Origin of the sequence: Longimicrobium sp. (genome assembly GCA_036389135.1) — a bacterium.
Classification (GTDB): Bacteria; Gemmatimonadota; Gemmatimonadetes; order Longimicrobiales; family Longimicrobiaceae; genus Longimicrobium.
In genome coordinates this window covers 49,286-69,794 of the sequence record DASVQP010000029.1, presented here as the reverse complement: position 1 = coordinate 69,794, position 20,509 = coordinate 49,286, and the positions used below count along the sequence as shown (strand labels likewise).

20 protein-coding genes are annotated in these 20,509 nt (G+C 67.1%); 12 read left to right on the top strand and 8 right to left on the bottom strand.

Annotation, left to right across the window (positions count from 1 at the left end; all coding sequences use genetic code 11):
• Positions 1-138 precede the first annotated feature (138 nt).
• Genes VF584_06750 through VF584_06735 form a run of 4 tightly spaced genes read left to right on the top strand, consistent with a single transcriptional unit; the run spans position 139 to position 2,288 of the window.
• On the top strand, positions 139-822 hold the full coding sequence (locus tag VF584_06750) for a hypothetical protein (GenBank protein HEX8209870.1): 684 nt from the start codon (positions 139-141) through the stop codon (positions 820-822).
• A 10-nt stretch (positions 823-832) separates the two neighbouring features.
• Positions 833-1,303 (top strand): phage holin family protein, encoded by a 471-nt coding sequence (locus VF584_06745; GenBank protein ID HEX8209869.1) that lies wholly within the window; start codon positions 833-835, stop codon positions 1,301-1,303.
• Positions 1,300-2,013: a hypothetical protein gene (locus VF584_06740; protein HEX8209868.1), complete on the top strand. Its 714-nt coding sequence runs from the start codon at positions 1,300-1,302 to the stop codon at positions 2,011-2,013. The genes VF584_06745 and VF584_06740 overlap by 4 nt, the downstream gene beginning before the upstream one ends.
• A 2-nt stretch (positions 2,014-2,015) precedes the next feature.
• Complete coding sequence (locus tag VF584_06735; protein HEX8209867.1) at positions 2,016-2,288, top strand: acylphosphatase; 273 nt, start codon at positions 2,016-2,018, stop codon at positions 2,286-2,288.
• A gap of 504 nt (positions 2,289-2,792) precedes the next feature.
• Here VF584_06735 and mnmE read toward each other — a convergent pair.
• Positions 2,793-4,169 carry a tRNA uridine-5-carboxymethylaminomethyl(34) synthesis GTPase MnmE gene (gene mnmE, locus VF584_06730; protein HEX8209866.1) on the bottom strand — a complete coding sequence of 459 codons (1,377 nt, stop codon included), beginning with the start codon at positions 4,167-4,169 and terminating at the stop codon, positions 2,793-2,795.
• 105 nt (positions 4,170-4,274) lie between these two features.
• Here mnmE and VF584_06725 point away from each other — a divergent pair, with 105 nt between their 5' ends.
• The 3 genes from VF584_06725 (at position 4,275) to VF584_06715 (ending at position 6,300) form a co-directional block, all read left to right on the top strand.
• Positions 4,275-5,249, top strand: a complete 975-nt coding sequence (locus VF584_06725) for a hypothetical protein (GenBank protein ID HEX8209865.1) — start codon at positions 4,275-4,277, stop codon at positions 5,247-5,249.
• On the top strand, positions 5,250-5,453 hold the full coding sequence (locus tag VF584_06720; GenBank protein HEX8209864.1) for a hypothetical protein: 204 nt from the start codon (positions 5,250-5,252) through the stop codon (positions 5,451-5,453).
• A 67-nt stretch (positions 5,454-5,520) separates the two neighbouring features.
• On the top strand, positions 5,521-6,300 hold the full coding sequence (locus VF584_06715) for a hypothetical protein (GenBank protein HEX8209863.1): 780 nt from the start codon (positions 5,521-5,523) through the stop codon (positions 6,298-6,300).
• Positions 6,301-6,378: 78 nt separating this feature from the next.
• On the opposite strand, the gene yidC is transcribed toward VF584_06715, so the two are convergent.
• Genes yidC through rpmH form a run of 4 tightly spaced genes read right to left on the bottom strand, consistent with a single transcriptional unit; the run spans position 6,379 to position 8,928 of the window.
• Positions 6,379-8,127, bottom strand: a complete 1,749-nt coding sequence (gene yidC, locus VF584_06710; GenBank protein HEX8209862.1) for a membrane protein insertase YidC — start codon at positions 8,125-8,127, stop codon at positions 6,379-6,381.
• Between the two features lie 24 nt (positions 8,128-8,151).
• Complete coding sequence (gene yidD, locus VF584_06705) at positions 8,152-8,349, bottom strand: membrane protein insertion efficiency factor YidD (GenBank protein HEX8209861.1); 198 nt, start codon at positions 8,347-8,349, stop codon at positions 8,152-8,154.
• Positions 8,346-8,732 (bottom strand): ribonuclease P protein component, encoded by a 387-nt coding sequence (gene rnpA, locus VF584_06700; GenBank protein ID HEX8209860.1) that lies wholly within the window; start codon positions 8,730-8,732, stop codon positions 8,346-8,348. Before rnpA ends, yidD begins: the two co-directional genes overlap by 4 nt.
• 43 nt (positions 8,733-8,775) lie before the next feature.
• Positions 8,776-8,928: a 50S ribosomal protein L34 gene (gene rpmH / locus VF584_06695; protein ID HEX8209859.1), complete on the bottom strand. Its 153-nt coding sequence runs from the start codon at positions 8,926-8,928 to the stop codon at positions 8,776-8,778.
• A 312-nt stretch (positions 8,929-9,240) separates the two neighbouring features.
• Between rpmH and dnaA the strand changes: the two genes are divergently transcribed.
• Positions 9,241-10,635 (top strand): chromosomal replication initiator protein DnaA, encoded by a 1,395-nt coding sequence (gene dnaA, locus VF584_06690; GenBank protein HEX8209858.1) that lies wholly within the window; start codon positions 9,241-9,243, stop codon positions 10,633-10,635.
• 352 nt (positions 10,636-10,987) lie between these two features.
• Entirely contained in the window at positions 10,988-12,097 is a 1,110-nt protein-coding gene (dnaN, locus tag VF584_06685; GenBank protein HEX8209857.1) for a DNA polymerase III subunit beta, read from the top strand.
• A gap of 561 nt (positions 12,098-12,658) precedes the next feature.
• Here the strand turns inward: dnaN and VF584_06680 are convergent.
• On the bottom strand, positions 12,659-12,832 hold the full coding sequence (locus tag VF584_06680) for a hypothetical protein (GenBank protein HEX8209856.1): 174 nt from the start codon (positions 12,830-12,832) through the stop codon (positions 12,659-12,661).
• Between VF584_06680 and VF584_06675 the strand changes: the two genes are divergently transcribed.
• Positions 12,824-14,581: a hypothetical protein gene (locus tag VF584_06675; protein HEX8209855.1), complete on the top strand. Its 1,758-nt coding sequence runs from the start codon at positions 12,824-12,826 to the stop codon at positions 14,579-14,581. The genes VF584_06680 and VF584_06675 overlap by 9 nt on opposite strands.
• Positions 14,582-14,767: 186 nt before the next feature.
• Here VF584_06675 and VF584_06670 read toward each other — a convergent pair whose 3' ends face one another.
• Positions 14,768-15,577, bottom strand: coding sequence for a LytTR family DNA-binding domain-containing protein (locus VF584_06670; GenBank protein ID HEX8209854.1), 810 nt, complete (start codon positions 15,575-15,577; stop codon positions 14,768-14,770).
• A complete protein-coding gene (locus VF584_06665; GenBank protein ID HEX8209853.1) occupies positions 15,574-16,737 on the bottom strand; it encodes a histidine kinase in 1,164 nt (387 codons plus the stop codon). Before VF584_06665 ends, VF584_06670 begins: the two co-directional genes overlap by 4 nt.
• A 731-nt stretch (positions 16,738-17,468) precedes the next feature.
• Between VF584_06665 and VF584_06660 the strand changes: the two genes are divergently transcribed.
• Positions 17,469-19,688 carry a histidine kinase gene (locus VF584_06660; protein HEX8209852.1) on the top strand — a complete coding sequence of 740 codons (2,220 nt, stop codon included), beginning with the start codon at positions 17,469-17,471 and terminating at the stop codon, positions 19,686-19,688.
• Entirely contained in the window at positions 19,681-20,448 is a 768-nt protein-coding gene (locus tag VF584_06655; GenBank protein HEX8209851.1) for a LytTR family DNA-binding domain-containing protein, read from the top strand. Before VF584_06660 ends, VF584_06655 begins: the two co-directional genes overlap by 8 nt.
• Positions 20,449-20,509: the final 61 nt, after the last annotated feature.

Below are 20,509 nucleotides of genomic sequence, written 5' to 3'. Positions count from 1 at the left end.
AGCCCCACGGAGCGACAGCAGAGGGCATCCGCGAAACCGTTACCGAATCACGATTCACCGCCACCCCGGTACATGGCACATGTGTTGCACCCCCGCCCCGGCCCACGGCAGGGAATACCAGATTCAGCGGAGGCTTGCATGGCGGACCAGAACAACTACGGCGCTGGCGGGACCGGCGGCTCGGGCGGCGCGGGTGGTCTGGGGAGCACCGGGTCGGCGGGGAGCGGATCGACGGGCGGCTCCTCCGGCGCGGGGAGCTCCTCGGGCAGCACGGGTGGCTCCGGAGGTGGACCCGGTTCCACGGGCGGGACCGGTAGCGGCACCGGATACGGCTCCACCGGCTCGGGCAGCACCGGCGGGTCCACGGGCGGCACGACTGGCTCGGGCAGCACCGGCGGGTCGTCCGGAGGCGGCGCGACGGGCTCGAGCAGCGGTGGATCGACGGGCGGTGAGTCCGGCGGCGGCGTGACGGGCGGCTCCACCGGCGGCGAGGGTGAGGGCGGCGGCGGGCTCAAGGACACCCTGAGCCAGGTGCAGAACCGCGCGGACGAGATGCTCGACCAAGCGGCCGAGCGGCTGGAGCAGGTGGCGGAGCAGATCGACAGCATGGCCGATCGCGTTCCCAATCGCGGCGTGGGCGCGCGCGCGGGGACGCTGGGGCACAGCGCGGCGGATACTATCGAGGCGCTCGCCCGCTTCTTCCGCGACAACGACGTCGAAACCCTCGAGCGCGACCTGGGCCGCATCGTCGCGGCGCGGCCGGTCTCGACGCTGGTGGCGGCATGCGTCGCCGGGTTCGTGGTCGGAAAGGTCCTTCGCTGAGGAGGCGGACATGGCGGACGAAATCAACGTGACGCGCACCACCACCACCGGGGCTGACGGCGCTCCCGGACGAGCGGACGACGAGCCGGGGTTGGGGGAGTTGTTCCGGCAGCTCGCCCAGGACAGCGCCACGCTGGTCCGCCAGGAGATGGCGCTGGCGAAGGCGGAGATGACCCAGAACCTCAAGGCCGCCGCGCGCGACGCCACCATGGTGGCCGTCGGAGGCGGGGTGGCGCTGCTCGGGATGCTGGTGCTGATCCTCTTCCTGGTGCTCGTTATCGGCGACGCGCTGAACGAATACTGGGCTGGCGCGCTTATCGTAGGGCTGCTCTTCCTGATCATTGGCGGGGTGCTGGCCATGGGAGCCCTCAAGCGGCTCAAGCATGACAGCCTGACCCCAGCGCGGACCATCGACACTCTCAAGGAGGACAAGCAATGGGCGCAGAGCGAGATCAAGCAGGTTCGCAGGGACCTGGCATGAGCGGCGCCGGCTATGGGAGCACGGGCGGCTCCAACGCGGGATCCACCGGCTCGAACGCGATGGGCGACCGCTCTGGCACCGGGGAGGTGCACAGCGGCCTCCACAGCGGCGGCCAGCGCGACGACTACTCCGGGATCGGCTTCGCCGGCTCGGGCGGCGCGCAGGGCGGTGTGCGCGACAAGGTGAGCGGTGCGGCACGCGGCGCGGCCGACACGGTGCGCGATCAGGCCGGCGGCGCTGCCTCGGCGGCGCGCGGGCGGCTGGGCGCGCTCAGCGAGCGGGCCAACAGCGCGCTCGAAGGGCGCGGCGTCATCGCTCGGCTCCAGGAGAACCCGCTTCCGGCGCTCGGCGTCGCATTCGCGGTCGGCTTCCTGGTGGCGGGCGGCACGAACGTCAGCACGCGGCCCAACTCGCCGGCGGCGCGCGCCCGGCAGGAGCTGCGCGGGGCGCTGATGGCCGGCCTCAGCTCCGGTGTGTCGCAGGGCGCCCGCGGCTTCCTGGACACGGCGGGGCGGCCGGAAGGCTTCGCCAACTCCTTCCTGCGGAACGTGCTGAGCAGCGTGCTCAGCGGCGCCGGGGGCGGGGGGCAGGGGGGTGGCGGCCAGCAGGGCGGTGGCCAGCAGCGGTCGCAGGGCGGGGGCCAGGGTGGCCAGCGCTCCTCCGGCGGCGGCTCGGGCGGCGGTCGCCCGGGCGGGCAGTCGCAGTACTGAGGATGCCGGAGGCCGCGTTCCGGGTAAGCGGGCGGGTGCAGGGGGTCGGGTTCCGCTGGTGGACCCGGCTCCAGGCCCGGCAGCTCGACCTGCAGGGTACGGTGAGGAACGCGGCCGACGGTTCTGTGGAGGTCCACGCACGCGGAGAGGCGGCGGCGCTCGATGAGCTTCGCCGCCGCCTCTCGTCCGGCCCCCCTGGCGCACACGTCGACGCAGTGGAGTCCATACAGGTCGATCTCGCCTCCGCGGGCGAAGGGTTCCAGATCCTCCGCTGACTTCCCGAACAGTTCCCGAATAAACTCACCTCCAGAATTGCGCTCTGCCGCACGATCTGCCCTGGATCGCCCCACCGGGACGTTTGCGGCTGCTCACGCGCGGCAGAACGCGATTCTACGCGTTTCACGTTTGCATATGCGCCGAAACGATCCCGAAGGGCAGGGCTCGGTGGTTGAAATCGCTGCAACAACCGCGGGAAGCCTGCCTTCGCAGGCTGGCGGTGGCGGATCAGCTCGCGAGGCGGGCACCGGGGCGCATCTGGACGCGGCGCTGCGGCGGGAAGCGGGCACCCGGATGGCCGCATCACCCGATGGGATTGGACCCGGGCATCGGTGCCGCGTCACCAGGGAATAAATAAATCCCCCGGCTGGAACGACGGGAAGGCGGCTGAAGCCGGCTCGAGAAACGCGGCATTGGACCCGGAGTCCGCGCAGGCGGACTTTGTGCTGTTGTTGCCGCGAGTTCACTCGCCACATGCCCAGCCAACCCCCAGGCTTCGGCACCTACTTCCCCACGCAGAAGTCGCCGAACACACGCCCGAGCACGTCGTCGATGGTGACGGCGCCGACGAGGTCCTCCAGGGCGGCCGCGGCGGCCTGGAGGTGCGTGGCGGCGTACTCCATAGGGACGCCGTTCGCCTGCGCGTCGAGGAAACCCCGTACCTCGTCGCGGGCGGCGCGGAGGGCGCGGGCGTGGCGCTCGCGCGTGACCAGCGGCGCCTCGCCGGGCTCGCCCAGGATGCCGCCGAACGCGCGGTGTAGAAGCACCTGCCGAAGCTCCTCCAACCCCGTGCCCTCTGCCGCGGAGACAAGCACCCCTTCCGCAGTCTCGCTTCCCAGTCCCCGCCCGCCATCCCCCACACGATCCGCCTTGGTCCGCACCAGCACCGTCCGCTCGGGATCCACGGTGGCCAGGAAGGCGGCCTCATCGGGCTCGAGAGTGCGGCCGGCTTCGACGCAGAAGAGCACCAGGTCGGCGGCGGCGAGGTAGCGGCGCGCCACCTCGATCCCGATCCCCTCCACCAGGTCGGCCGTTTCGCGCAGGCCCGCGGTGTCGACAAGGCGGAAGGGGTACCCGTTGACGGAGAGGGTCGCTTCCAGGGCGTCGCGCGTGGTGCCGGGGACCTCGGTGACGATGGCGCGCTCCGTCCCGAGCAGCGCGTTGAAGAGCGACGATTTGCCCGAGTTCGGACGCCCGGCGAGCACGGTCAGCGCGCCATCGCGCAGGAGCTCGCCCTCGGGGGCGGTGGCGAGGAGATGGCTGATGCGCGCGAGCACGTCCTCCGCGGCTGCGCGGATCCGGGCGGGGGGGACGGGGGGCTCGTCCTCTTCGGGGAAGTCGATCGAGTAGACGATCAGTGCCTCCGCGCCGATGATGGCCCTGCGCAGCTCCTCGACGTGACGGGAGAGGCCGCGCTCCATCTGATGGATCGCGGCGCGGTGCAGGGCACGGGAGCGGCCGTCGATCAGGTCCAGCACCGCCTCGGCCTGCAGCAGGTCCAGCTTGCCGTTGAGGTAGGCGCGGCGGCTGAACTCCCCCGGCTCGGCGGGGCGGCAGCCGGCGGCCAGAAGCGCATCCAACACCAGCTGCGGCGTCAGCACGCCCCCGTGCGTGGTGATCTCCACCGTGTCCTCACCCGTGTAGCTTCCCGGGGCGGGGAAGAAGGCGACCAGGCCGCGGTCCAGCAGCTCCGCCGTCTCAGGATGACGCAACGCTGCAAGACGCTGCACCCGCGGCACCGGTCCGTCACCAAGCGCGGGGGCCACGCGGCGGAGTACGTCGAGTGCGCCGGGGCCGGAGACGCGCAGGAGCGCCACCGCGCCGCGTCCTTGCGCAGTCGCGATCGCCGCGACGGTGTCGGCGAACGGGAGGCTGGTCACAGGTGAAGAGGCTTGACGCGCCATAAACGGCGGTTACTGTGGTAGGCGCAAGCTGCCCGCTCTGAATGGCCCGCCATCGCTTCCGGAATGACGAACATACTTTCCATGATCTCGGGCTCGTTTAGCCGGGTCCTGATGCTGGGCACGCTCTTCCCCGTCACCGTATTCGCGCTCCTCTTCTATCGGATCGTCGTTCCGTTTCTTCCCGCGGATCTCGCCTTATTCCAGATCCTTGGGACGCTCGACACCGCGTGGACCACCGCGCTGATCTCTTTGCTTCTCTTGCTGATCAGCGGGATCCTGTACAACCTGAACATCCCCATCATCCGCCTCTACGAAGGGTACCCCTGGCAGGACTCCTGGTTGGGCGGCTGGGCGCAGAAGCGCCAACTGGCGCAGCTGGAATGGACCATCGCCAAGCGAACGGAACTCGAAGGCCTGGTTGAGGAGCTTGAGGACGCGGACCCTAAAGACCCAGCGATCGCCGAACTGACGAATCTGATTACCCTGTTGACGCAGCGCGAGACCAACGAGTACCCCAAAGCCCCTTACGTGCTGCCCACTCGGTTGGGCAACGTGATCAGGAGCTTCGAAGAATACCCACGCAACGTATACGGTATCTCCGCAATTACCGTGTGGCCCCGGCTCGTAGGAGTGGTGAACAAGGAATACGCCGCCACGCTGGACGAGAGCAAGGCGACATTCGACTTCATGATCAACGCCTCGTTTCTAGGCGGGGTGCTTGCCGCCAGCACCCTCGTCGCGGGGCTCCTGGTACCGCATCAGATAGAGCTGTGGACGTGGGTGGCGCAGCTCGCGACTTCCGCCATTACCGCGTACCTCTTTTACCGCGGCTCGGTAGGCGCGGCCGCAGCGTGGGGGGCGCACGTGTCAAGCGCGTTTGACCTGTTCCGTTGGGATCTCCTGAAGAAGCTCGGCTATGCGCGTCCGTCCATGAGCCCGGCCGAGGAGCAGGCGCTATGGATCGAGATCTCCACGCGCATGCTCTACGGCCCGCCACCCGCAGACACCAGCCTTCAGCCGTATTACAGTGCCGCCAAGAAATTATTCGAGGACTGAATGACAGCCATCATCGCACCCACTCTCAGGACCGGCCGGCCCGGCGACGCCGACGATCGAAGCCAGGTCAAGAATCCAGAGCCCGACCGCGGCAATCACCGTGGCGGCGGCGAGCGCGACATCCTACCCGGGCCCGACCCAACTCCGCCCTGGAAAAAGGATCGTCCAGAGCGGGACAAAGATCCGAATCGAGAATCCTCCTGATGCGAAAGGGCGCTCGCCTCGCGGGCTCATCATCGCGGGCTGACCCACAGTTCCCGGACGGGACTCCATGAACACGGACGTGCCCCCCGACGCCCTGCCATCCACATTCGCAAGCGGAGAAACGGCGGCGGGAGAGAACGGACACAGGGCCCGCCTCAAGGTACGTGTTGAGACAGCACGGCAGGAAGCCGAGCGCGGCCTCAACTCACGGCTGACCCGCCACTGGCCGGACGTCCTCGCCGTCACGGCGGTGGTGGCTCTGGTGGCAAGAGTCGCGTACGTGCTCATGACAGGAGCAGGCCGCGAGAAGCCCGCGCACCTACCTCTCGCGTACGCCGACCTCCCGGCGTTCACGGTGCTCCAGCTGGGCCACATGGCTCCGCTGGAGGGGAAGGCGGATTTGCTGCGCAAGAAGCTGGCGGGGCGCTTCCTGCTGCGGCCGGTCAGAAAGGGCTCACCGGTTCGGGAAGCCGTCCTGGCACCCGCCTCACTGGCTGCCTCGCTCCTCCAGGGAAGGCACGTCCTGCCGCTGCAGCTGCCCGCCGGCGCCGCGCCGGACTCTCTGCGCGCGGGCGACCTCGCCAACCTCCTGCTCTCCCCCGCGACGCCGGCACCGGGTGCGTCCCCGGTGTTCGTGCAGCGGGTGCCGGTGCTGGCCGTCTCAGCGGCGGGGGACGGGATGCGCGTGGTGGTCGCCGTGGACCGTGGGCAGCTCGACGCGCTGGCTCCACGGCTCGGAACGTCGCGTGTCTTCGTGCTGGCGGGCGGCGGAGCGGAGCCGGCCGCACCCACGACCGCTCGCGACTCGGTTCGGACACCCGCGGACAGCACGGCCGGCGGAGGATGAGGCGGCTGATCCCCACGATAAACGAGCGCCCGCCCCGGATGCCGGGGCGGGCGCTCTCGCTATCGACCAACAGCGTGGTCAGCGGCGCCTGGCGCGGGCGGCCGGCTTTGCGGCGGCCTTGGCCTTGGCGGCTTCCTCCGCCTTTTGGGCCTCCGTAGCGCGGCGGCGCTCGCGGGCGATCAGGAGCTGCTGCGGGAGCGAGGCCACGTTGGTGCTCGCGTAGTACAGGTTCAGCCCGGACGGCATGAAGAGGAAGAAGCCGCCCATCATCACCGGCATCGTATACATCATCATCTTCGTCTGCGCGTTCTGCTCCATCCCGCTCATCTTGGTGCTCACGTACTGGAGCGCGAACATCGACACCACCAGGAAGACCGGAAGGAGGTAGAACGGGTCGCGCAGCGACAGGTCCGGGAGCCATCCCCACGAGGTGCCGCGGAACTCGATGGCGCTCTGGAAGACGAAGAAGAGGGTGATCAGCACCGGAAAGGGGATCAGCAGGGGAAGGCACCCGCTCAGCATCGACAGCGGGTTCACCCCCAACTCCTTGTACATCTTCATCATCTCCTGCTGCTGCTCGCGCGGGTCGTCCGCGTAGCGCGTCTGGATCTCCTTCATCCGCGCCTGCATCAGCGGCTGCACGGCCATGTTCTTCATCTGGGCGCGCATGGCCTTGGCGTTCAGCGGCCAGGTCACCAGGCGCACCAGCACGCCGAACAGGATCAGCACCCATCCGAACGAGAGCCCCAGCGCATGGAGCTCGTGCAGCGTCCAGAGGACTACCTCCGAGATCGGGCGCACGATGGGGCGCAGCCAGCGGTAGCCGTACGGGTTCACCTCCTCCAGCCCGTGCCCGATGGCCACCAGGCGGTCGTGCTCCAGCGGGCCCATGTAGGCGTCGAAGGCAAAGCGCCCGCCCGCCGCCAGCGGCAGCACGGTGGTAATCTGCGCGCGCGGCGCAACGCGCGGCTTCCCCTCGCTGGGGTAGCGCTCGTCGGGAAGGTCGCGCACCAGCACGCGCTCAAAGGCGCTCCGCCCACCGGCAACGGTGCCCAGAAGGAAGTAGCGGTCCTTGAGCCCCACCCACTTCGCCGCCCCGGGGAGCGTGTCCAGGCCCTCCACCTTTTGCAGGTGGAGGCGCTCCACGTCTTCGCCGATCCAGGCGGCCACCTGCATCTCGCGCTCGGTGGCGTGCTCGCGGTCATCGTTGAGGGCCAGCCCGGTGCCGAGCCCCGTGATCAGCCGCGCCCCGCCGGGGACGCCCGTGATCTGCCCGGCCACGTTCACCAGGTAGTCGTTGGGGCGAAAGGTGTAGCGCACCTGCACCTGCGCGCCGTTGGGCGCCGCCGCGGTGAAGGTGAGGTGCTGTGCCGGGCCGCCGGCGCGCAGCTCGAGGCGATCCGCGCTGGGGCGGAACTCGAGAGAGCGCAGGTCCAGCGTGTCGCGGCCGGCGGCCACGCGGTGCGCCAGCACGTCGCTGGCGCCGCGCGGCACCAGCTGCACCTTCCCGGGGTCCACGTACGACGCGAAGCGCAGGAGCTGCGCCCCCGTGAGCGCGCCGCCGCGGGTGGAGAAGCGGTATTCGTACAGCGGCGACCTCACCGTGACGGTGCGGGGCGCATAGGGCTGCGCCACGCCCCCCGGAGCCAGCGCGGCCGGAGCCGTCACCGCCGCGGGGGCGGTCGCGGTCGCGGCCGCGGCGGGACGCGGGGCGGGCTCTTCCACCGGGCGCGCCGGAGGGAAGAGGTAGTTGGTCAGCGCCAGCACCAGGAGCGCCAGCGTGACCGCCAGGAACACGTTCTTACGGGACTCGTTCAGATCGTTCAAAACGGCTCGGTCGGGTTCGGGGCGTCAGGGAACGGGGTCCCAGCCGCCGCGGCAGAACGGTTGGCAACGTGCCAGGCGCTTCACCAGCAGCCAGCCTCCGCGCGCCGCGCCGTAGCGCTCGATGGCTTCGGCGCCGTACTGCGAGCAGGTGGGCATGAAGCGGCACACGGGAGGCTTGAGCGGCGAGATCCCCTTCTGGTAGAAGCGGATGGCCGCGATCATCGCGCGCGCGAGCAAAGTTCCTCCACCAGGGTGGCGAGCTCGTCCCGGAGCTGGGCGAATGAGGCGGCGTACGCATCCGGGCGGGCACGGACCAGTACGTCCAGAGCCGCTCCAGAGTTGCGAAGCGCCGGAAGCACGACGGTGCGCCCGATCTCGCGGAGCCGCCGGCGCACCAGGTTGCGCTCCACGATGGTGTGCTTGTGCTTGGGGACCACCACCGCCAGACGCGGAAACGCCGCGGGGGAAGGGGAGACGAACGCATCCAGGTGACGCGTCTTCCTCCTCTTCCCCCGTTGGAACAACAGCCGGATCTCGGCGGAGCGCGCGATTCGTGACTCCCGGGGGAGCCCAAACCCCTGCCGCCCTTCTCCTTCGTCGCTCACGGCCGCGGCGGACCCGATGGGGCTGGGTTTGCCAGGCGCGCGGCTAGTACTTGCCGGCGATCTCGACGACCAGCTTGTGGCGCCCCTTGCGGCGGCGGGCGTTCAGTACGGCGCGGCCGCCCTTGGTGGCCATGCGGGCGCGGAACCCGTGCTTGTTGGTCCGCTTGCGGTTGCGCGGACGATAGGTCGGCTTCATCTCGGAAAACCCCTTCGGGTGCTGCTTCGGTGGACAAGTTCGGGTGCGGCAAAGACCGTCAAGATAGCGGTGGGGGCGGGGTTCGTCAACTGCGGGGAGTGGGGAATGGGGAGTGGGGAATGGGGAATGGGGAATCGTACTCCGGTGGTTGCCGGGCGCGACGCGGATCGGCAGTTCCGCGTGTCGTTCTGGGCAGTTCAACCATTCCCCCATTCCCCATTCCCCATTCCCCGCTTTCTTGACTTTTCCACATCCCCCGCCTACGTTGCCCGTCCTTCCGTCACCCCGGTCCGCGTGCGCTGTATAGAGGTCATGGAGCTTTCCGCGGGAGAAGTCTGGACACGGATCCTGGACGGGGCCCAGCAGGCTCTCCCCGAGCAGGCCTTCCGCACCTGGCTGCAGCCCACCCAGGCAGTCGCCATCTCTCAGGATCTGCTGGTGGTCTCCACTCCCAACCCGTTCGCGGTGGACTGGGTGGAAGACAAGTACGCCGAGCTCCTCACGGGGATCGGCGAGCACCTGTTCGGCCGCCGCTTTCAGCTCAGCGTGCAGTACAACGGCGGAGGCCGCCCGGGCCACGTGCCGCCGCCGGCCGTGATGGCCCCCGCCGCGCCCGCCCCCGCGGCGCGACCGGCCGAAGCGCCCGCCGCCCCCAGCGGCCGCCCCTCCGCGCCGCTGAACCCGCGCTACACCTTTGACCGCTTCGTGGTCGGCAGCAACAACCAGCTCTCGGCCGCGGCGGCGCACGCGGTGGCCGAGGCGCCGGCGCGCACCTACAACCCGCTCTTCATCTACGGCGGGGTGGGGCTGGGCAAGACGCACCTGATGCACGCCATCGGCTTCGCCATGCTGGAGCGCGACCCCAGCAAGAAGGTGATGTACCTCTCCAGCGAGCGCTTCACCAACGAGCTGGTGAGCGCCATCCAGGAGGGGTCGATGGCCGAGTTCCGGCGCCAGTACCGGCAGATCGACCTGCTGCTCGTGGACGACATCCAGTTCCTGGAAGGGAAGGAGCGCACGCAGGAGGAGTTCTTCCACACCTTCAACGCGCTCTACGAGGCGCAGCGCCAGATCGTCCTGACCTCCGACCGGCCTCCCAAGGAGATCGGGCTGGAGGACCGGCTGATCTCGCGCTTCGAGTGGGGGCTGGTGACCGACATCAAGCCGCCCGACTTCGAGACGCGCATGGCGATCCTGCGCAAGAAGGTGGAGGAGGACCACCTCCAGATCAGCAACCTGGACGACGTCCTCACCCTGATCGCGCGCAACCGCACCTCGTCCGTGCGCGAGATCGAGGGGGCGGTCATCAAGCTGCTCGCCTACTCGTCGCTCACGGGGCGGCAGATCGACCTGGAGCTGGCCCAGGAGGCGCTGGGAGGCGGCATCGTGCGCCCGGGCGGGGCGGGGTTCGCCATGGACGCCGGCGCCACGCCTGACCGGGTGCGCCAGGCCGTGGCCCGCGCCTTCAACACCTCCCCCGAGGCGCTGCAGTCCAAGAAGCGCACCAAGGACCTGACGGTGCCGCGCCAGGTGGCGATGTTCCTGATCAAGGACCTCTTCGACATCTCGCTGGTGGAGATCGGCAGGATGTTCGGCGGGCGCGACCACTCCACCGTCATCCACTCCATCGCCAAGGTGGAAGAGGAGATGACGACGGACCCCGCCTTCCGCCAGCGGGTGGAGGAGCTGCGCACCTCGTTCCGCTAAGGAGCGGCGCCCTTGACACTCCACCCCCAACGGCTGTATTTGCGGGGGGCGAGTACCCCATTCCATTGTGGATGGAGGGCGTGGAAAGCGGGTGTGGAAAGGGTGTGGAAGGACCGCGGGTTATCCCCGGCGCCCGGGGAAACGTGGACGGCGTGGAGAATCCGGACGATCTCCACATCTCCATCCACAGCGCGGCGAGCGGGTCCAACGGGTTGCGGGCGAACCGGTTGCGAGGGGCGAGGGGAGGGTTTCCCACGAATCTACGCCCTCTACTGTTGTTACTAGTTCTATAAAATACCGGGTGGAAGTACTTCCTCCCCGTGGAGAACACACCACCGCCGGCGGAAAGCGTATGCGATTCACCATCACGCGCGAGAACCTGCAGCAGGGGCTAGGGAACGTAGCCGGGAGCATCCCGACGCGAACCACCCTCCCCGTCCTCAGCAACATCCTGATGGAGGCGGAGGACGGGTTCGTGCGGATGAGCGGCACCGACCTGGACACCTCGGTCGCCGTGCGCGTTCCCGCCGAGGTGGCCGAGCCGGGCGCCATCACCGCCCCCGCCAAGAAGCTCCAGGAGATCGCGCGCGAGCTGCCCGGCACCGTGGAGCTCTCCACGCAGGGCGACACCATCTCGATCAGCAGCGGCCGCACGCGCTTCAAGCTGAACGGCCTGCCGCGCGACGAGTTCCCCGCCTTCCCCAAGGTGGACTTCGCGGAGAGCTGGCGGGTGACGGGCGCCGAGCTGCAGCGCCTGATCTCCCACGTCTCCTTCGCGGCGTCGACGGAAGAGACGCGCCCCATCCTGAACGGCGTCCTCTGGCAGCTCAGCGGCGAGGAGATGCGGATGGTGGCCACCAACGGCCACCGGCTCGCCAAGATGACGATGCCGGTGGAGGCGAACTCCCCCGTCCCCGCGGCCGACCTGATCGTGCATCCCAAGGCGCTGGGGCAGGTGCAGCGCCTCTTCACCGGCGAGGGGCAGGTGGAGGTGGGCCGCAGCGAGAACCACCTTGGCTTCCGCAGCGAGGGGGTGCAGGTGTACACGCGGCTGATCGAAGGGCCGTACCCCAACTACGAGCAGGTCATCCCCAAGGACAACGACAAGTTCATGGTGGCGGGGAAGGAGGAGCTGACCCGCGCCGTGCGCCGCATGGCCATCGTGGCGAGCGACCAGACGCACCGCATCCGCATGTCGCTGGGCGGTCCGTCGCTCAAGTTCTCGGTGGAGACTCCCGACCTGGGCGCCGCCAACGAGGAGCTGAACGTGGAGTACGACGGCGACCCGCTGGAGATCGGCTTCAACGCCCAGTACCTGCTGGAGCTGCTGCGGTACATGCCCACCGACGAGGTGCGCATGACCTTCAAGGCCCCGGAACGCGCCGCCACCATGCAGCCCATCGGCAACGAGGACACGCCCGACTACATGTGCCTGGTGATGCCGCTGCGGCTACTGAGCTAAAGAGAACAGCGGCCTCACAGAGACGCAGAGGGAACTACAAGGGTAAAGTAAAACGGGGAGCGCCGATGCCGGCGCTCCCCGTTCTACTTTGTTCGGAGCAGCAGGCACGTCAGCTACAGCGCCTCGTCGATCAGTGCTGGAGGCGCCCGGAGGTAGCCGCGGGAGAGGTTGAGGCGGGTGCCGTCGTGCAGCCAGTACGTCGTAATCCCGGAAGGGTGGCGCAACTCACGGATGCAGGTCCACAGCTGTTCCACGCCATCTACTATGAAACGTTGACAGCAACGTTGCGAAAGTTTTATACTGTGCAGTAGAAACGTTGTTGAAGACAATTCATTGGAGGGTCTGATGGTGGAGCCAATCGCTGGACCGCTCGAGGTGGGACGACACCTGTCCCTCATTCGTGAGCAGGCGGGGATCAAGCAAGCTGAGTTGGCGAGACGGATTACGTGGAGCCCTGCCGTCCTCTCACGCGTGGAGAGCGGAGAGCGTGAGTTGGCTCGGGATGAACTCGACTCTCTTCTGCAAGCGATCGGGACACCTGATGCTGAACGCTTCCGAGAATCAGTCCAGCGCGAGTGGCGGATTCTCCCACGTCCGAGTCTTGATCACCCAGATCAGGATCTGCTCTGGGATGCGGAGCTGGTCGCGCGAGAGCTTGTCGAGCGACGTGATGACCCGGAGGTGCGAAACGCTGTTGAGCGACGGCTTGCGGCACTGGTCGCGGAGATGGAGCACACGACCGGACTCCTACATAAGCGGGATTATCAGATTGCATTCATCGGGAGCATCGGCATCGGCAAATCCACCGCGATCTGCCGCGTCACCAGTCTAGAGATCCCAAATCAGGACGGCGGTGCGGCATCACCCGTATTGGAGGCGGGCGCCGGTGGAATCACCATCTGCGAGGTGCATCTTCGATCAGGTCCAGGGTATGGGCTGCTCATTGAAGCACGCGCCGAAGAGGAGATTCGATCGTACGTCAGCGATTTCGCCGACTATCTCGGCAATGGTCAACTGGACAGGGTGGACGATAGTGACAAGGAGCAGCAGGGAATCTCGAAGGAGATAGAGCGCGCGATCCGGAATATGAGCGGGTTGAGAATCCGGCGAGAGAAAGGCCCTGACGGGAAGACTGTTCGTCGCGACTCCGCGAAGGAACTCGCAGGTGAAGTCGCGAACGTCCGCGAACTCGTCGTGGAAATCCTCTCGCTGATGGAACTGCACCGGCGTGACCGGCGCGACGTCTGGTATGATCCGGCATCCGGGAAGCTCCCTCTCGAATGGCTCAAGGACACCTTTGAGGAGGTAAACAACGGGCGACACGCTGAGTTCACCCTTCCTCGGCGGATTGAGGTTGTAGTGCCGCACTCATTGCTGGGCATGTCCGATCTCTCAATCCGCATCTTGGACACGAAGGGGATCGACCGAACTGTGGCGCGCGCTGATCTCGAAGGGCACTTGGACGATTCGCACACTCTCGCCGTGCTGTGCTCCGCGTTCAACAGCGCTCCGTCTACAGATGCCAGGCTGCTGTTGGAGCGCGCCCGTGAGACGGGAGTACGAGAACTGGACAAGCGTGCGGCCCTGTTGGTCCTGCCTCGTACGGGTGAGGCCCTCGCTGTAAAGGATGAGTCCGGCCTCCGGGTGGAATCAGTCGAGGAAGGTTACGATCTGAAGTCCGAGCAGGTGACCATGGCTCTCCAGCCATTGAGTTTGGACAGTCTCGCTGTCGGTTTCTTCAATTCCCACCAGGACTCGCCAGATCGCCTTGTCGATTTCCTGCTGCGCAATTTGACCGTAATGCGAGAGAGCGTGCGCTCCCGCCTCGGGGACGTCACAGCAAATGCACGCTCAATCCTGGCGAATTACGAGCAGGAGCAGGTGCAGGAGGTAGTGCGTCACGCTGGGCGGATGCTGCAATCTTGGATCGACGGGCACCGTTCGCTCCAACCGCTTCGCGTTCATGTGCACGACAGCCTGATGGAACAACTCAATCGTGCATACGCGAGCACAATACGCGCTACCGTGCGACGGGAAGGCGAGTGGCCGAACCTCAGCTACTCGCACCACTTGGGATTTGGTGCGCGCCGTATCGCTGCGCTTTCGCTCGGACAGTTGGTTGGTGGGTTCTCCGAAGTGTGCCGTACGATGCTCGGCACCGAGGACTACACGGAAGCTCAGGACCTGATCAGCCAAGCAGATCGCGTCCTCACCTCTGCGTATGAGGAGTTGCTGCGGAAGGTTCAGATCATGGGGCAGACCGCATTCCGGGGGGAGTTGAAGCAGGACATCACCTTCTGGGTCGAATGCGGTAGTGAGTGGGGGCAGGGTCCTGGATATCGTGACCGCATCAAAACACGGAATGCGCAGTGGTTCGGAGCTGAATCACGTCAAGCGCTGGAGAGGGAACTCCACGCCTTGATAGAGAGAGAATGGCACGCGGCCTTGCGTAATGTGAGCTCACTCTTCGACGCCGAAGGGTGAATCGCGCGCGTTGAAAGACCCTGGATTGGTGCTCAGCAGGAGTCCGAGGACCTGCTTTGTTGCCTGTTATGACTCTGCTGAGCACCACAACTTCCGAGGTGCCGGTGTGGCCCATCGGCACTGCGAAAAAGGTTTCCACGCGAACGATCTGCCGGCTTAGCGTGGGATCCAGGCGACAGGAGGCGGCTACAGCGCCTCGTCGATCAGGTGCTGGAGGCGATGGCGGTAGCCGCGGGAGAGGTTGAGGCGGGTGCCGTCGTGCAGCAGCACGGCGTATTCGCCGCGGAAGGAGGGGCGCAGCTCGCGGATGCGGTCCACGGCCACGATGGCCGAGCGGTGGATGCGGACGAAGCGCGCCGGATCCAGCCGCGCCTCCATCTGCGCCATGGTGCGGCGGATCAGGTGCTGCCGCGCCCCGCAGAAGAGGCGCACGTAGTCGCCCTCGGCCTCCACGCGGTCCAGCTCCGCCACGGGGACGAAGGCGATGCGGGCGCCGTCGCGCACCACCAGCCGCTCGGCGAAGACCCGCTCTCCCGCGTCCTCCCCGCCCGCCGCAGGGGCCCCGCTCCCCAACCCCAGCTCGGCCAGGATGCCGGAGAGGCGATCGCCCATGCGGCCGGCGTGGCGCTCGGCCACGCGCTCGCGTACGCGGCGCAGGGTGGCGGCGAAGCGTTCGTCGTCGAAGGGCTTGAGGACGTAGTCCAGCGCGTGCACCTCGAAGGCACGCAGGGCATACTCGTCGTACGCGGTGACGAAGACCACCACCGGCGCCTGCCGCGGGTCCACCTCCTCCAGCACCTCGAAGCCGTTCAGCCCCGGCATCTGCACGTCAAGAAAGACCAGGTCGGGGGCGTGGTCGTGGATCGCCTCCACGGCCTCCACCCCGTTGGCACACTCCCCCACCACCTCGAAGCCCTCCTCGCGCTCCAGCCGCAGCCGAATCCCCTCGCGGGCCAGCGGCTCGTCGTCCACCACCAGCGTGCGCACCGCCCTCACCGCCCCATCTCCGCCGGCACGCCTGGCCCCGGCTCCACGGCGGCAATGCGGAACGGCACCTCCACCGTGACCACGGCGCCGCCTTCCGGGGCGTTCTCCTGGGTGAAGCGGCCCTCGTCGCCGTACAGGCACTCTAGCCGGGCACGCACGTTGGCCAGCCCGATCCCCTCGCGCTGCACCCCGGCGGGGGGAAAGCCGGGGCCCGTGTCGCGCACCTCCATCCACAGCCGCTCTCCGTGGCGCTCCGCACGCACGTGCACCCGCCCCGCGCCCACCGTCTGCGCGATGCCGTGGCGGATGGCGTTCTCCACCAGCGGCTGCAGGAGGAGGGCGGGGACAAGGGCGTCGTGCGTCTCGGGGGCGGCGTCCACGCGCACCTCCAAGCGATCGGGGAAGCGCACGCGCTCGATTTCCACGTAGCGTTCCAGCACCGCCAGCTCGCGCCGCAGCGACACCTCCTGCCCCGGCGCACCATCGAGCGTCAGGCGCAACAGCTCCGAAAGGCGCGACAGCATGCGCACCACGGCCTGCGTCTCGCCCTTGAGCGCCAGCACGGAGACGGCGTTCAGGGTGTTGAAGAGGAAGTGCGGCTGGAGCTGCGTGCGCAGCGACTGGAGCTGCGCCTGGGCCAGACGGGTGCGCAGCTCGGCGGCGGCGGCTTCGCGCTCCTGGAGCCGGCGGTGGTACTCCAGCGCGTGGTGCACCCCCACCAGCGCGGCGTAGATCAGCAGGTTCAGGTGCAGCCGCCTTCCCAGGTACCTCCACAGCATCGTCTCCCAGGTGCGGCCCTCTTCAGTGGGCCACCCCAGCCCCATGGCGACGGCGGTGGCGGCCAGCGCCCCCGCCGAAAAAAGCGCCAGCGCCACCGCCAGGTGCACGGGGAGGACGCGGCGCAGGCCGCCCCGGTCCAGGGGAAAGCGCGCGGCCGCCGCGAAGACCAGCGGCGTGAGCAGCGCCCAGATGGCCCACACGGGCACGACGCGCTCCACCGCGCCGGTCCACCCCAGGTGGGGCTCGTGGTCGCGGATGTAGAAGCCGGCCTGCGTGGTGTCGATCACGGCGACCAGCGCCCACGCCCCCAACACCACCGCCCAGCGAAGGTGGCTGGTGCCGGACGGGGCGGGGACCGGCTCCGCGGTGGAGTGGGGGATTGGGGCCATGGGCGCGGCCGGGGAGATGGGGGACAGCTCAGACCCCGGAAATATGCGTGAGCCGCTCGCGTCGGAGTAGGCCCGAGCGACGCGCGATCGACGGGAGGCGACGAACGGGTGGTCTGGCGCGGCGGATGGAGCCCGGCGCCATGCATGACGCGCGCGGGATGACCCGGTGCGGATCACCGCCTGAGTCGAATCGGTTTTACCTGAGTTCGGCAATGGGCATCTATTTACCCCGCTTTCCATACCCTTGGACATCAATCTTAGGCGTTTCACCCCGTTCGCGTTGCTGCAGCCCTCAGGGTCCTACAGGCTTAGTTCCGTTCTACGGGTGCAGGATCACGTCATCGATTCGGATCCTGGAACAACCAAGGGGGGCCGCCTCGCGGCCCAGGGGGTTGTCTGCAACGGGACAGCGTACCCGGTGTATCGATCAGCCGTGAAAACACGCGTGCCCAACTGCCTCCCGCGGGGCCCTACAGTCCCTTCTCCAGCCGGGGATGCGGTTGTAGGCGGCAATCGCATCTCACAAACGATTGTGGCTGAGCATGTCCTCTGTGGACCGTCGCAAGTCAAACCACTCCCGTTTCGAGCATAGCCAGGATGGCGGGCTCCTCGGGCCAGCGGGAGTAGCTCGTCTCGGGGCGCAGGGGGTAATCCCTCCGATGTCGCGGCATGGCTGGGCCGTGATAGCCGCACTTGTCGGAGCTTCTCTAGCGTTTTGGACGGTCGCGTACGTGTTCTTCTTCGCGAACGATCCGTCTGCGCCCCCCCGGCTTGCGCTCGGCCACGCCTTTGTGATGGCGCTCGGGCACGAGGCCTCTTTCGTATCCATGGCGTGTGCCGGCGTGTTTGTGGGATGGAGACTGCCGGATCACTCCAAGCGGCCTCTTCTCCATGCGCTGACTGCAGTCGGCGTTACGCTCCTGGCGGTCGGGTGCGCCGTGGCCGCGCGGTATCTGACGCGGGCGGTGATCGGTATGCCAATCGGTCATGTGAATGAATATATGGCGGGGCAGTTTCCCGCATACTTCAACTCTTATCTCGCATTCACCGGTCTCGGGTATGGAATGCGCCGTATCGCGCAGTTCCATGAAGCGAGGGAGCTGGCTGCACGGACCCAGGCGTCACTCGCGGCGGTTCAGTTTCGCACGAGCCGTGACGTGCTCCGCCCGGAGTATCTGATCGAGCGGTTGGACGAGATCGCGAAGCATGTTGAGCATAGTCCGCGCACGGTGGACCACGCGATCATCCAGTTCGCGGATCTTCTCCGCTTGAGCTTGCAACGGAGCCATTCGGATTACGTTTCGGTGCATTCCGAAGTCAGTTTCATCCGCGCGCATGTCGCTCTCGAATGCGTGAGCGGACGGCAGATAAGCGTTTCGGCCGCTCTGAGTCCGCACCTCGAACGTACACACGTCCCGCGCTCGATTCTGACCGGCCTTGCCGAACTCGCAATTCAGTTGAACCCTGCAGGCGCACTGCGTATCGAGATCGCTGGGGAAATCGATTCCGAGATGATCCGTCTAGCCGTGCTCGACGACGGGACAAGGCGAGTCGCAGAGCGCGAAGCACACGCTGCCTGGGAACGGGTACACGAGTACCGGCAGGTGCTGGACTACTGGTACGGACCCGTAGCGGGATTCGATACGATAGACCTCCCTTCCGGAGGTGTCCGGGCCACCGTCAGGATTCCGCGCGTCCTGCCCGAAAACCACGCGTTCCCGGGCAGGGGCAATGCTGATGCCGTGGATGAGCCGATGGTCCTCCAGCCGGAGGAGGGTGCGCCTCTAGCCCGGTGGAACGCAACCAGCTTTCCCGCAGGCGCAGGACGCCGCTCCGTCACTCTCCTCTGGTTCTGGATGGCCTCTCTCGCGCCGTTCGCTATCGCCAGCCCCGTAACGCTGGCGGCGGCTCCGGAGAAGGGGCTACTCCTTGAGCTGCTCTCCGGCGCGATCCTGGCCACGGTTTTCACGGCAAGCTGGGTTGCGGCCGTTGGCTTGCCCTACCCCGCGCGATCGAGCTCCGTGGCCGCGCTCGCAGTCACCGGCGCCCTTTCGTTTGCCGCAATGAACGTCCTGTTCACCCTCGCCGATTTTTTCATCTGGAACCTCTACGACATCTGTTGCGTGTTCGACACTCGGTGGCTGGCCGATCGCCTGATTTCAGCCCCATGGATCTTCTTCTTCATCGGCTCCGCCCTGGTCTTCCGCCAGGGACTGGCTGGCACGGAAGAAGCGAGAGAGGCGCGTATTCGCAGTGCCCGGCTCTCGGCGGATCTGGCGCGGCTGAGGCTGGAACTCCTCGACAACCAGCTGCGTCCGCATTTCCTCTTCAACACTCTGCAATCGATTGCGACGCTGGTGCATCGGGATCGCGCAGGAGCCGCTGCGATGCTGCGCCAGCTCACGACACTGCTGCGGAACGCCGTTGCGCAGAGCGTTCGTAGCGAGATCACGCTGGACGAGGAGGTGGAAACGCTCAAGTTGTACGCGGCCATCGAAGCGGTCCGGTTTCCGAACCTGCAGGTGGTATTTCACATCCCTGACGACACGCGGTGGGCCTTCGTGCCGAACCTGCTGCTTCAGCCTCTCGTGGAGAATTCCATCCGCCACAGCGTGGCGAAAAGCAACGGTGGCCGGGTAGAAGTCCGCTCGGCCCTGGTGGAGGGCGGGACCATGCTCGCCTTGTCGGTCATCGATGATGGAGCTGGAATGCAGACTACGCCTGACCGCACCAGTACCCAGGTGGGATTCGCCAATGTGCGAAGTCGCCTGGCAGTGCTGTACGGCGCAAACGCACAGCTTGAGAGTCGCAGCGCCGCGGACCGTGGATTCGAAGTGCTAATCCGCATCCCGTTTCATCAGACGGTCTCCGGCTCGATCGATGGGCGCACCCAGCAGACCAGGCCAACCGAGAGCCGGCTCGGGCATACGAGAGAAGCCACGAATGGATGAGTTTAGAGTTCTGATCGTTGACGATGAGAGCCTCGCACGCGAGCGCCTTCGTGTCTTGCTCGAGTCAGAACCTGGGATCACGGTTGTGGGTGAAGCGTGTGATGGCGCCTCTGCCATCGAGTTGATCGAGTGCACGCAGCCGGACCTCGTGCTGCTCGACGTGCAGATGCCGAACTGCAGTGGGATCGACGTCATCACCACGGTCGGTGCCGACCGGATGCCGGCGGTGATCTTTGCGACCGCGTTCGACGAGTACGCGATGAAGGCCTTCGAGGTTCATGCAATAGACTACCTTTTAAAGCCCATCAGCGCGGAGCGGCTGAGCGCCGCCGTCACGCGCGCACGGCAGTGGATCGGGAAACCCAGGGGTCAGCAGATTTCCGAGCAGGTATTGGCGTCCCTCGCGGAACCGGCCGCAACGACACGAGGATACCGGGAGCGCATCGCGGTGCGCCAGGGAACCAGGTACACGCTTGTGAGAGTCGCAGAGATCAACTCCGTGGAAGCTGACAACAACAATGTACTTCTTAGGACCAACCACGGCGTGTACTCCATGCGCTCGACGATGCGCGAGATGGAGGACATGCTCGATCCGCAGCGATTCATTCGCATCCACCGGTCAATCATCCTGAACGTCGACCGTGTGACAGGCATTGAATCCTGGGGTATGGGCGAATTCCTGTTCATGCTGGTGGATGGTTCCAAACTGACGTCGAGCCGACGCTACCGCACCGTGATCCAGCAAGCGTTCGGCTGCTGACCTGGCGCTCTGCCGGCAATCCGTCACTCGGTGCCGAGTACCCCGTTCGGCGATGCCCACC